Raw genomic sequence first — 12,274 nt, forward strand, 5'->3', positions numbered from 1 at the left:
TGTAGTTTATTTGTCATGACAATAAACTACAGGCTTTTTATGTTGTCTTACAGGAGAGGAGAAATGATGATGACTTTATTACAAGAAGCGATTCAAAATATCCAAGGTGCTAATAAGGAGACGATGGAGCAGGCAAGAAAGCGGATAGATGCACTCTGCAAGCCTCCTGGTAGCTTAGGAAAACTGGAGTCGATTGCGGTGCAGCTTGCTGGTATAACAGGACAATTATTGCCGATGCTTGACAAGAAGGTAATGATTGTTTGTGCAGCAGATCATGGTGTTTGGGAGGAAGGTGTCACGTCTAATCCACAGGATGTTACGTTGTTTCAAACATTAAATTTTTCTAAAGGTGGTACAGGTGTTTGTGCGATTGCCCATATAACGAATGCCAAGGTTGTAACAGTAGATGTTGGCGTCAAGGGAGATATTCCGTCTGATGCTGGTATTATTATGCATAAAATTAAACACGGCACTACTAATATGGCAAAAGGTCCTGCCATGTCCAGAAAGGAAGCGATTCAATCCATTGAAGTAGGAATTCGTGTGGCAACAGCAGAAATAGCACTGGGGGCCAATGTACTTGGAACAGGAGAAATGGGTATCGGAAATACAACACCAAGCGCTGCCATATTAGCTGTTATGACGGGCTGTGATCCTCTTGTAGTCACAGGGCTTGGGGCAGGAGTTGGGGCAGGAGGAATTGAACATAAAGTGGCTGTTATTAAAAAGGCGATTGAGATTAATCAACCGAATCCTAAAGATATAATTGATGTACTAGCTAAGGTTGGAGGGCTGGAAATAGGAGCGATGGCTGGTATTATCCTTGCCGCTGCTGCCTATCGTAAGCCTGTTGTTATTGATGGTTTTATTTCGACCATTGCTGCACTTATTGCTTATAAGCTTGAACCGAAAGTAAAGGATTATATAATTCCTTCTCATGCTTCAGAGGAACCGGGGGCCAAAATTGCCGCTGACTTGCTTGGTATTGAACCGATGCTACATATGAATATGCGCTTAGGAGAGGGCTCTGGTGCAGCCTTAGCCTTTCCTATTTTAGACGCGGCTTGCTCAATGATGAAAAATATGGTGACACTAGAGCAATCGATGAATCTTTTAGCAAAGCGATAAAATTAGAAAAACCAAACAATGTGTTAGGACATCGTTTGGTTTTTTATTAGCGGTGGATAGCCCTTTCAAAGTGGCGGATAGAACTGCCAAAATGGTGAATAGCTCCCATAAAGTGCTGGATAGCCCCTCAAAAGTGACGGATAGAACCTCTAAAATAATGGATAGAATTCTCCAAGTAACGGATAGCTCCGCTGAAACTAATGGAAAAATCCCGTTTTAGGCAAACTATGCTCGGTTTAATTTCCGCAAAGGTAGACGCCATTTCATTATATAGGAAAGAATACGTAACATCGTGATGACAGCAAATAAAAGATAGAGAAATACATCCCCTGAAAAAATATTAAGACCAATGACAAGTCCTGCTAGCGCAGCCCAAACACCATAAATTTCATCACGTAGCACGAGCGGTTTACGTCGTGCTAATAAATCACGCACAATGCCTCCTCCTGAACCTGTTAGGACGGCAGCGACAATGACAGCACTAATCGGCATATTAAGCTTTACAGCATAGAGTGCGCCTTGGATCGCAAATGCTGATAAACCAATGGCATCTGTGAAATTGCCCCAGCGATGCCAGTGCTGGATCAGATGATGCGGAAAAATAAAAAAGATTGTAATGGCTGCAAGTGCAATTTGAAACATCATATCCTGCCCCCATAAGGTTGTAACGGGCAGTCCAATTAGTAAATTTCGAATAGCTCCGCCACCAAAGGCTGTCACAATCCCTAATATATAAACACCGAATAAATCGTATTCCTCTTCCATCGCAATAATTGCCCCTGAAATAGCAAAGGCAATTGTTCCAATAATACTAAAAACCTCCCAAGCCATTTCTTTCATCCCTTCTAATTAACAAAATCTATGAATTTTCTAGCAAAATTTTATTGCTAAATAGTCCGCACATTAGCTTAGCGCAAATTACATAAAGAAACAATAGACAAGTTTTGCAGGGAGACAGACAAATTGTTAAGATAATATTGAAATAAAGTAAAATATCCGTCAGTGTAAATATACGGGACAACTGTGAAATGGAGAAGAAAAGAATGACGTTTACGACAAATTTATCAGCACAAACGCTAGCATTGGCGGCAAAAATAGAGGAGAAAGTTCGACCTTATCATGCAAAAGTAGAAGAAATGGCATTTTTTAATCAACAAAAAGTGCTAGCAGCTTTTCGTAAACATCAGGTAAGCGACTACCATTTACATCCATCACATGGCTACGGCTATGATGATGAGGGTCGCGATAATTTAGAGCGTGTTTATGCGGAGGTGTTTGGCGCAGAGGCTGCCATTGTACGACCACAAATTATTTCAGGAACACATGCGATTACGCTTAGCCTATTCGGTGTGCTGCGACCTGGTGATGAACTGCTTTATATTTCAGGTCAGCCCTATGATACATTGCAAGCCATTGTCGATGGTGGTGATCAGGATACTGGTTCATTAAAGGATTACAAAATTGGCTATCGACATGTGGATTTACTGGATAATCAAGCCATTGATTGGGATGGAGTGGCAGCAGCCATTACAGAGCATACAAAAATGATTGCGATTCAACGTTCTAAAGGCTATGCAACGCGTCCATCGTTGACAGTTGCTGAGATTGCGGATATGTGTGCGACAGTGCGTAAATTAGCACCGCAAGCTGTTATTTTTGTTGACAATTGCTATGGTGAATTTGTAGAGGCGCAGGAGCCAACAGAGGTTGGAGCGGATTTAATGGCAGGCTCACTTATTAAAAATCCAGGTGGTGGCTTAGCGAAAATCGGTGGCTATATTGCAGGACGTGCAGATTTAGTGGAAAAATGTGCTTATCGTATGACTTCTCCAGGCATCGGAGCAGAGGCAGGTGCAACGTTAAATACATTGGCTGACTTTTATCAAGGGTTTTTCCTTGCGCCACATGTTGTATCACAAGCATTAAAGGGAGCGATCTTTACAGCAGCAATGCTAGAGGAAGTGGGGATGAGCACGTCGCCAAGCTATAAGGCAAGTCGCACAGATTTAATTCAATCTGTTTCATTCCAAACAGCACAGCAAATGATTGCTTTTTGTCGTGAAATCCAAGCAAACTCACCGATTAATGCTCATTACGCTCCTGAGCCAGCTTATATGCCAGGCTATGAGGATGATGTCATTATGGCAGCAGGTACATTTATCCAGGGCTCCAGCATTGAACTGACAGCAGATGGCCCTATACGTCCACCATTTACAGCCTTTATCCAGGGTGGATTAACATATGAGCATGTGAAATTTGCTATTTGTAGTGCTGTGCAGGCGATTCAAAAATAATAGACGATGAACATAAATTTGAAGAGTTTTTTACAATTTTTCATCGGTTTAAAAAAATATAATTAATCGTGTAAGGTAACCTTACATGATTGGTTGACAGTGCAAAAATTTCGTTATATGATTAGCGGGTATTGGAGGAGGACTTAAATGAGTCGTGAAATTAGACGAACTATGCCGTTATTATCGATGAGTATTGTGATGCAATTAACAGAACTTTCGGCACGACAAATTCGTTATTATGAGGAACACCATTTAATTGAGCCGCACCGAACAGAGGGCAACCGTCGAATGTTTTCATTAAATGATGTCGACATATTGCTTGAAATTAAAGATTACTTAGAGCAGGGTATGAATATGGCGAAGATTAAAAAAATATTTGCTAAAAAGAATGACCCTGTTGTTATTATTGATGAACAAGATTTAAGTGATTCAGAACTACGCAAAATTATGCGTGAAGAAGTGCGTCAAGCACAGCGCATGCAAAAATCATCCATCCGACGTGGGGATTTATCTCGATTCTATTAATGACATAGGAGCGAGTAAACATACAAGCTAGACAAATTATAGGAGCGTGGAAAACTGTGGGTAAATATACAAAAGAGGACATTAAACGTCTTATCGAAGAAAAACATGTAAGCTTTATTCGTTTACAATTTACAGATATTCTTGGCACAATCAAAAATGTTGAGATTCCTGTAAGTCAATTAGACAAAGCACTAGACAACAAAATGATGTTTGATGGTTCATCTATTGAAGGCTTCGTTCGCATTGAAGAATCAGATATGTATTTATATCCAGATCTTGATTCTTTCGTAGTGTTTCCTTGGACTTCTGAAAAAGGAAAAGTGGCACGCTTTATTTGTGATGTATACACAGCTAAAGGCGAACCGTTTGCTGGTGACCCACGTAATAACCTAAAGCGAATCCTTAAAAAAATGGAGGACATGGGCTTCTCAAGCTTCAATTTGGGACCTGAGCCAGAATTCTTCTTATTTAAATTAGATGCAAAAGGCGAGCCAACATTAGAAGTAAATGACCATGGTGGCTATTTCGATTTAGCACCAACAGATCTTGGTGAAAACTGTCGTCGCGATATCGTATTAGAGTTGGAAGAAATGGGCTTTGAAATCGAGGCATCTCATCATGAGGTAGCACCTGGGCAACATGAAATTGACTTTAAATATGCAGATGCTGTAACAGCTTGTGACAATATTCAAACATTTAAGCTTGTGGTAAAAACAATTGCTCGTAAACATGGCTTACACGCTACATTTATGCCAAAGCCTTTATTTGGTGAAGCTGGCTCTGGTATGCATTTTAACGTATCACTATTTAGAGGCAAAGAAAATGCATTCTATGATGAGTCTACTGAGTTAGGACTTTCTGAAACAGCGATGCAGTTTATGGCAGGTGTTCTTGCACATGTCCAAGGCTTCACGGCTGTCACAAATCCAACTGTTAACTCTTATAAACGTCTAGTACCTGGCTATGAAGCACCATGTTATGTGGCATGGTCTGCACAGAACCGTTCACCATTAATCCGTATCCCATCAGCACGTGGTCTTTCTACTCGTGTAGAGGTACGTTCTGTAGATCCAGCTGCAAATCCGTATTTAGCGATGGCTGTTATTTTAGAGGCGGGTCTGGAAGGCATTCGTCAACAATTAACACCACCAGCAGCGATTAATCGTAATATCTATGTAATGTCAGAAGAAGAACGTAAAGCGAATGGTATTGAAAACCTACCACCAGCACTGGATGATGCGTTAGCATTACTTGCAAAAGATAAAGTGGCACAAGCAGCTTTAGGTGAGCATATTTACGCAAACTTTAAAGAGGCAAAAGAAATCGAATTCGATATGTATCGTACAACTGTCCATCAGTGGGAGCGCGATCAGTATTTAAAAATGTTTTAATCGTAAGAAGGATGTCTCAAATGATTTTGAGGCATCTTTTCTATTAGGTACGCCCCGAAAGTATAAATATTTTGAGAATTATATAGGGATAAAGTTCAATAAAGGTCTATTTATCTTGATCCTTTACTACGATATCTATTTATACTATGATATAGCTATAGAGACTAGATAGAAAGGAGTATACTTATGACAGATCGCGAACTACTTGAATTACTAGTACAAAAAGTAACAGGCATGGAAACAGATATGCAAGGTATGAAAATAGATATGCAGGGTATGAAAACAGATATGCAAGGCATGAAAACAGATATGCAAGGCATGAAAACAGATATGCAAGGTATGAAAACAGATATTCAAGATATGAAAGTGGATATTCAAGGCATAGAAACAGAAATGCAAGGTATGAAGGCAGATATTAAAGGCCTGAAAACAGATGTGCAAGGTATGAAAGTAGAAATGCAAGGAATGAAAGCGGACATCCGGGGAATAGAAACAGAAATCCAAGGAATGAAAGCGGATATCCGAGGCATAGAAACAGAAATCCAAGGAATGAAAGTAGAGATCCGAGGCATAGAAACAGAAATGCAAGGTATGAAAGCAGATATCCAAGATTTGAAGACTGAGCAAAAGAAAGCGAACGATCGCTTGGAGAGTATTGAGGCGAAACAATATATTGTCTATGAGCAAACAGGTAAATTGTCTGAATACCATAACGAAGCAATGGCTCGTTTCGAAGCTTTAGCAACTAAAGAGGATTTAGATTACTTTGATATAAAAATTTCAAAACATGAACGTGAAATTTTTCAATTAAAGAGAAGAGCATAAATCTGCTATGTGGGCGATTTAGCCTTAACTATAGAAAAAGACAAAAGTATGTAGAGATGCCTGCAAAAATAATGCTAGATTAGGCTTGTGTCAGCGTGAATTTAAAATTAAATGGTGATGATACAGCGTCTAGGATAGTGCCTAGCCGCTTTTTTATATGGATTAAACACGATGGGGTATTTTAGATAACCCCATCGTGTTTTTCATTAAAAGCCTCTAGGTCTATGATGACATGATGGTGTATGGCAGTGGTTATGTGGTGTGCCGCATAATGTGTGGTTTTCACAGCATTCATTGACAACAGATTCTGTATATGGGAAATAGTATTGGTGATCAATCATATGTTTGTTGACTGTTGTAATATGTGCAGGCTGTACATGTGGAACGACAGTATGAATATAATTCGTGCGAACATATTGTTCAGCTGGTAAAACTTGTGGTGGATCAAATTGCGTTGGCATCATTTGTGGTGGACAGCAATGTGGACCTTTTGCCGAATGGCGTCTTCGTTGAAACATGTTATTACCCCCTGTTTTGATAAGTTGTAGTTCATTATTAACATATGAGATAGCTGTGCAGAGGGTCTATTTATTTGCCTATTAAACAGTAGATCCATCTCACAAACCACAAAAATAATAGAAATTTAGCATCAACTTTACATATGCCTATTCCACGGGCGAGAGAAATTTACCAAAAAACTTTTATGACTAACTTTATACTATATTTCACTAAAAATAGGGGAATACTGTTGTATAAGCAGATAGTCTTAAACTTGAAGTAGCAGTATTTCTTTTGCATAAATATTCAAAAAAATGTTAGGTTGAACCGACCTTATGATAGCGTTTACAATGGTTTTATAAAGTGAATTTGTTATAAAAACATGAATGAAGTTATTTTTTTCTGGATGAATCATCAAACTTCAAAGTTTTTGTAAAAGTCCTATAATAGCAGGGGGAGTGTCATATTGAATAAAAGATGATAATTAAACTAATATTTTGTGTAACGACTAAAGAGGTATGTTTAGGCAATTCGTAATACGTATGAGAAATCTAATGATAGAATAGCCGTTTTACATACATATAGGGAAATGATGATTGTTTATAAAAAATTGTACTAGTGAAAAAAGAAATGAGGTTTTATCAAAAAATGAAAAAGTATGCTACTTCCACGTATTTTTATTTTATTATTCCATCTTTAATCGGAGTATTTTTATTTATGACACCGATTTTAACAGAAGAGGGCTGGAAAGTACCAATTGCTATTTTAGCTAATCAATTTGCAAGTATTGTTGCATCTATTATTAGTTATTTTACAATTATAATGTTTGCCATTTCTGCACTTGGAGCACTTATCGCTAAAGTTATTCCTCGTAAAAATACGAAAGAGCCAAGTATTTTAGATACACTATTTTATGTCAATTGGTTTTGGACGATTGCGCGCTGCCTTGGTTTAGTGTTTGCCTCAATGGTGGTCTTTACCTTCGGGCCTGCTGCCATTAACAATGAAAATACGGGTGGACTACTAATGGATCCAAATGGGGGACTTGTGACATTTTTATTTACCATTTTCTTATTTGCCGGGTTCCTATTACCTTTTTTAACAAACTTCGGACTGCTTGAATTTTTTGGTACAATGATGGTTCGCATTATGCGTCCGTTGTTTAAAAGTCCAGGGCGTTCGTCCATAGACGCTCTTACATCATGGGTTGGCGATGGTACAATTGGTGTGTTAATGACAAGTAAGCAATATGAGATGGGGAACTATACGAAAAAAGAAGCGGCTATTATTGCAACGAGCTTCTCTGTTGTGTCCATTACATTTTGTATTGTTGTATTGGAGACGGTAAATTTAGCACGCTACTTTATTCCATATTATTTAACAGTTGTTCTTTGTGGTATTGTGCTAGCAATTATTATGCCACGAATTTATCCACTGGCTAAAAAAGAAGATACTTATATAGATGGTACGCCAGTAGACTATTCGCGTGAGGAATTACCAAAAGGCTATAATGCTGTATCACATGGCTTAGAAAATGCACTTGCTGTTGCACATGAAAACCGTGATCCACGCCAATTTTTAAAGGATGGCTCAAGAAATGTTGTTGATTTATGGATTGGTGTGGCACCGATTGTAATGGCTTTCGGTACAATTGCATTAATGCTAGCTGAGTTTACAAATATTTTTTCAATCCTAGGGAAGCCATTTGAGCCGATTTTAACAGTGCTTGGTTTACCTGAAGCCGCAGAGGCAGCGCAAACAATGGTTGTAGGATTTGCGGATATGTTCCTTCCTTCTATTTTAGGTGCGGGCATTGAATCAGAAGTAACGAGGTTTGTGATTGCAGTTGTTTCAGTATCACAGCTAATTTATATGTCTGAGGTAGGTGGGCTTATTTTAGGAACAAAAATCCCATTGAAATTTCTCGATCTCGTTATCTTATTTATCCTACGTACATTTATTTCATTGCCGATTGCAGCAATGGTTGGTTATTTAATTTTTTAACAAGTTATTGACAATAATTATCAAGATATTACGCTATTATCCTTGTCTTTTATGTATATTCGGCTATGGATTAACTGGAATTTAAATAGTAAAATTAGGGTAAGAATTACTATAAATAGACAAGGTGGGTGTTACTTATGCTAAAAAAGTGGATTGCTATGTTTGTGGTAGTTTTGTTGTTATTTCCTGCATTAGCCCCTTTGACATATGCCAGTGCAAATGGAGACACGGCAGTTACAACGATAAAAAAGCCATTAAGTCAGAAAAAATCTTATAGAACATTTGCATCTGAATATGATATGAACTGGGAAATGGCAACTAAGAACTATGATCAATTTTATCTAGTCGGTCGTAAGGGTAATAAAATTGTTGGTGGCTATGATACACGTAAAGGTCAGTCTTTGTTTGATATTAAAATTGGTGCATCTCAGACAACTGTTACAAAAAAGTATGGTACACCTGTGAAAAACATTTTGAAGGGCAATACTAATTATACGCAGTCTTATACAGATGGATTTGGCCAGACGACACATGGTACATACTTAATAGACGGAAAATATGTAACGTTTTTCTATGATGTATATGCTAAAAATACGGTGCGTTCAATTTTATGGGTAACAAGGGAAACGGAGCTATCAAAAAATGGCTTCTACGCCCAAGCATCTAATGCACGCCGAGATAGCTTTGAGGAATTAATGGTTCATTTAATGAATCAAGCACGTGTTACAGAGGGAGTATCAGCACTTTCCTATACATCGCAATATAATCAAATCGGACGTCTTCATAGTCGTGATATGATTAATAATAATTACTTTAGTCATACAAATCTTACAGGACAAGAACCTTGGGATCGTATGAAGGCAGGTGGTATAAACTATTCCTATGCTGGTGAAAACATTGCGTATGGTCAATATAGTGCTATTTATGCCCATGAAGCATTGATGAACTCATCAGGACACCGCGCAAATATTTTAAAATCTGACTTTACCCATGCATTGGTAGGCGTGCAATTCTCGAATAAAAATATACCATACTATACAATTGGATTTTATGCACCATAATTTTATACTAAATAAAGCACAGGACTTATTGAAGAAAGAAAAGGCTGTAAAGGAAAATGCCTTATTCTGATTCAATAGTTCAGTGCTTTTTACTGAGCTTTTTGAGATAGTATCTTCCTTTAGATAGCAGCATACGCCTCTCTGAACTGATATAGTTGAATATTTAACTAATGACTTTTGGGTTGTAAAGTATTTTTATTAAATGGCTAGATTTTTTTAATGATTGCTGTATAATTAGACGCAATATGAATAGTACCTTCGGGGTCGGGTGCAAATCCCAATCGGCGGTAAAGCCCGCGAGCTTTTGATAAGCAGGATTCGGTGAGATTCCGAAGCCGACAGTAATAGTCTGGATGAGAGAAGGTAAGCAAAAAAGTGACAGAAATGTGACTTTATTTGATGATGCCGATTTTGACCCCACAGTAGAATGTGAGGTCATTTTTTAATTGAATAAAAACCTTCGGGGTCGGGTGTAAGTCCCAATCGGCGGTAAAGCCCGCGAGCTTTTGATAAGCAGGATTCGGTGAAATTCCGAAGCCGACAGTAACAGTCTGGATGAGAGAAGGTAGGCAAAAAAGCGACAGAAATGTGGCTTTATTTGACGATGCTAATTTTGACCCCACAGTAGAATGTAGGGTCATTTTTTAATTGAATAAAAGTCCTTCGGGGTCGGGTGTAAGTCCCAATCGGCGGTAAAGCCCGCGAGCTTTTGATAAGCAGGATTCGGTGAGATTCCGAAGCCGACAGTAATAGTCTGGATGAGAGAAGGTAGGCAAAAAACTAGCGATTATGCTGGTTTATTTAGTGATGCCTTTTCCGTAAAAGCCCCTTATTTTAAGGCGGCTTTTTTATTTTTTTAAAGGAGGTGATGAAATGAATGACGAACAAATGATGCAATTTGCCTTAAATTTGGCGAAAGCAGGAAGTAATCAAACTTCTCCCAATCCACTAGTTGGTTGTGTTATCACAAAAAATCAGGAGATTATCGGCTTTGGCGCACATCTTAAAGCAGGTGAGGCACATGCCGAAATTAATGCGCTAAAAATTGCGGGGGAAAAAGCAAGGGGTGCGACGGTTTATGTCACACTTGAGCCTTGTAGTCATATTGGACAAACTGGTCCCTGTGTGGAGGCACTTATTCAGGCACAGGTAGGACATGTCTTTATTGCAACGCTTGACCCGAATCCACTTGTTGCTGGGCAAGGTGTTCGAAGGTTAAAGGAGGCGGGTATTACCGTAAGTGTAGGATTATGTGAGCATGAAGCAAGAGCATTAAATGAAGCATTTTTCTACTATATTTCGCAGCGCTTACCCTATGTGACATTAAAGCAAGCCATTTCACTAGATGGCAAAATTACTGCTGAAAAGGGGAAACAAACAGCCATTACAGGTCAACAAGTTCAGGAGGATGTTCATCATACACGAGCAATGCATGATGCAATTTTAGTTGGCTCAAACACTGTTTGTATTGATGATCCAAGTTTAACAAATCGTTTAGGTACATTAACGAAGCAGCCGATTCGAGTTGTGATTGATCGAGCTGGCAATGTTCCGAGTTCGGCGAAACTATTGAACGATAACGTAGCTCCAACATGGCTTTTTACAGCAACACCTCGTTGTTTTGCAGGAATTCGTACATTTGTAATAGCAGATTGTTCCCTGCATAATATTTTGAGGATATTAGCAGATGAGGGCATTATGACAGTATACGTTGAAGCTGGCTGTCAAATGGCAGATGCCTTTTTACAGCAACGACTTGTCCAAAAAATGATCCTATATATTGCGCCAAAATTATTGGGCGCTGAGGCACTTTCAATGGCAACGAGGGCTTTACAAGGAGCATTTACTTTTACTGAGGTTGAAAAAATAGGTGAGGATATTAAGTTAACGCTAACGATGAAATGAGGTGAGCATTTGTTTACGGGAATTATTGAGGAGCTTGGAACGATTAAGCAAATGGCAAAAGGACAAGCATCCATTGTTTTGACGATTGGTGTACAAAAGATTACGCATGATTTGAACATTGGCGATAGTATTGCGGTGAATGGCGTATGTTTAACGGTCACAAGCTTTACCACTACGAAATTTATGGCTGATGTAATGCCAGAAACAGTACATGTCACAGCCCTTTCGCAATTACAAATAGGTGCTGCGGTTAATATAGAGCGTGCCATGCTTGCCAATGGTCGATTTGGCGGACATTTTGTATCAGGACATATTGATGAAGTAGGAACGATTTTGCGTAAGCGTCCGTTTGCCAATGCGGTTTATTTTGATATAAGAATTTCTCGAGAGGCGAGTGCGTTATGCATACCCCGTGGCTCAATTGCGATTGATGGCATTAGTTTAACCATTTTTGATGTACAAAAAGAGCTTGTTACAGTATCTATTATTCCGCATACATTTAGTGAAACAACACTTGGTTTTAAGCGGGAAGGGGATCTTGTGAATATCGAAACAGATATGCTAGGAAAGTATATTGCAAAGCAGTTACAGGCGAAATCAACAACATTAACAGCAGATTTTTTACAACAACATGGATTTTAGG

11 protein-coding genes and 3 riboswitches are annotated in these 12,274 nt (G+C 38.7%); of the genes, 9 read left to right on the top strand and 2 right to left on the bottom strand.

Annotation, left to right across the window (positions count from 1 at the left end; genetic code table 11):
* Positions 1-69 precede the first annotated feature (69 nt).
* Positions 70-1,128 carry a nicotinate-nucleotide--dimethylbenzimidazole phosphoribosyltransferase gene (cobT, locus tag MHB44_RS06305; protein ID WP_341302930.1) on the top strand — a complete coding sequence of 353 codons (1,059 nt, stop codon included), beginning with the start codon at positions 70-72 and terminating at the stop codon, positions 1,126-1,128.
* A 225-nt stretch (positions 1,129-1,353) separates the two neighbouring features.
* On the opposite strand, the gene MHB44_RS06310 is transcribed toward cobT, so the two are convergent.
* Positions 1,354-1,959, bottom strand: coding sequence for a trimeric intracellular cation channel family protein (locus tag MHB44_RS06310; RefSeq protein ID WP_341302010.1), 606 nt, complete (start codon positions 1,957-1,959; stop codon positions 1,354-1,356).
* 212 nt (positions 1,960-2,171) lie between these two features.
* Here MHB44_RS06310 and MHB44_RS06315 point away from each other — a divergent pair, with 212 nt between their 5' ends.
* The 4 genes from MHB44_RS06315 (at position 2,172) to MHB44_RS06330 (ending at position 6,163) form a co-directional block, all read left to right on the top strand.
* Positions 2,172-3,422: a methionine gamma-lyase family protein gene (locus MHB44_RS06315; protein ID WP_341302011.1), complete on the top strand. Its 1,251-nt coding sequence runs from the start codon at positions 2,172-2,174 to the stop codon at positions 3,420-3,422.
* 147 nt (positions 3,423-3,569) lie between these two features.
* A complete protein-coding gene (locus MHB44_RS06320) occupies positions 3,570-3,947 on the top strand; it encodes a MerR family transcriptional regulator (protein ID WP_341302012.1) in 378 nt (125 codons plus the stop codon).
* A 56-nt stretch (positions 3,948-4,003) separates the two neighbouring features.
* Complete coding sequence (gene glnA / locus MHB44_RS06325; protein WP_341302013.1) at positions 4,004-5,338, top strand: type I glutamate--ammonia ligase; 1,335 nt, start codon at positions 4,004-4,006, stop codon at positions 5,336-5,338.
* Between the two features lie 186 nt (positions 5,339-5,524).
* Entirely contained in the window at positions 5,525-6,163 is a 639-nt protein-coding gene (locus tag MHB44_RS06330) for a hypothetical protein (RefSeq protein ID WP_341302014.1), read from the top strand.
* A gap of 206 nt (positions 6,164-6,369) precedes the next feature.
* Here the strand turns inward: MHB44_RS06330 and MHB44_RS06335 are convergent, their stop codons facing one another.
* The gene (locus MHB44_RS06335) at positions 6,370-6,681 is read right to left on the bottom strand and encodes a CotD family spore coat protein (protein ID WP_053994032.1); all 312 of its coding nucleotides are present in this window, start codon (positions 6,679-6,681) and stop codon (positions 6,370-6,372) included.
* 628 nt (positions 6,682-7,309) lie between these two features.
* Between MHB44_RS06335 and MHB44_RS06340 the strand changes: the two genes are divergently transcribed.
* The 4 genes from MHB44_RS06340 (at position 7,310) to ribE (ending at position 12,273) form a co-directional block, all read left to right on the top strand.
* Positions 7,310-8,665 (top strand): YjiH family protein, encoded by a 1,356-nt coding sequence (locus tag MHB44_RS06340; protein ID WP_341302015.1) that lies wholly within the window; start codon positions 7,310-7,312, stop codon positions 8,663-8,665.
* A 137-nt stretch (positions 8,666-8,802) separates the two neighbouring features.
* Entirely contained in the window at positions 8,803-9,726 is a 924-nt protein-coding gene (locus MHB44_RS06345; protein ID WP_341302016.1) for a CAP-associated domain-containing protein, read from the top strand.
* Between the two features lie 250 nt (positions 9,727-9,976).
* Positions 9,977-10,095, top strand: a riboswitch (FMN riboswitch).
* Positions 10,096-10,178: 83 nt separating this feature from the next.
* Positions 10,179-10,297: riboswitch (FMN riboswitch) on the top strand.
* 84 nt (positions 10,298-10,381) lie between these two features.
* A riboswitch (FMN riboswitch) is annotated at positions 10,382-10,500 on the top strand.
* 99 nt (positions 10,501-10,599) lie between these two features.
* Positions 10,600-11,631 carry a bifunctional diaminohydroxyphosphoribosylaminopyrimidine deaminase/5-amino-6-(5-phosphoribosylamino)uracil reductase RibD gene (gene ribD, locus MHB44_RS06350; RefSeq protein WP_341302017.1) on the top strand — a complete coding sequence of 344 codons (1,032 nt, stop codon included), beginning with the start codon at positions 10,600-10,602 and terminating at the stop codon, positions 11,629-11,631.
* Positions 11,632-11,640: 9 nt separating this feature from the next.
* Positions 11,641-12,273 (top strand): riboflavin synthase, encoded by a 633-nt coding sequence (gene ribE, locus MHB44_RS06355; RefSeq protein ID WP_341302018.1) that lies wholly within the window; start codon positions 11,641-11,643, stop codon positions 12,271-12,273.
* Position 12,274 lies beyond the last annotated feature (1 nt).

This window comes from Lysinibacillus sp. FSL H8-0500 (assembly GCF_038051955.1).
GTDB lineage: Bacteria > Bacillota > Bacilli > Bacillales_A > Planococcaceae > Lysinibacillus > Lysinibacillus macroides.

Excerpts from the sequence above, each read along its gene's own strand:
- MHB44_RS06340 (WP_341302015.1), top strand. The coding sequence starts at position 7,310 with ATGAAAAAGTATGCTACTTCCACGTATTTTTATTTTATTATTCCATCT.
- ribD (WP_341302017.1), top strand. The coding sequence starts at position 10,600 with ATGAATGACGAACAAATGATGCAATTTGCCTTAAATTTGGCGAAAGCA.
- MHB44_RS06335 (WP_053994032.1), bottom strand. The coding sequence starts at position 6,681 with ATGTTTCAACGAAGACGCCATTCGGCAAAAGGTCCACATTGCTGTCCA.
- MHB44_RS06330 (WP_341302014.1), top strand. The coding sequence starts at position 5,525 with ATGACAGATCGCGAACTACTTGAATTACTAGTACAAAAAGTAACAGGC.
- MHB44_RS06320 (WP_341302012.1), top strand. The coding sequence starts at position 3,570 with ATGAGTCGTGAAATTAGACGAACTATGCCGTTATTATCGATGAGTATT.
- cobT (WP_341302930.1), top strand. The coding sequence starts at position 70 with ATGACTTTATTACAAGAAGCGATTCAAAATATCCAAGGTGCTAATAAG.
- MHB44_RS06310 (WP_341302010.1), bottom strand. The coding sequence starts at position 1,959 with ATGGCTTGGGAGGTTTTTAGTATTATTGGAACAATTGCCTTTGCTATT.
- MHB44_RS06315 (WP_341302011.1), top strand. The coding sequence starts at position 2,172 with ATGACGTTTACGACAAATTTATCAGCACAAACGCTAGCATTGGCGGCA.
- MHB44_RS06345 (WP_341302016.1), top strand. The coding sequence starts at position 8,803 with ATGCTAAAAAAGTGGATTGCTATGTTTGTGGTAGTTTTGTTGTTATTT.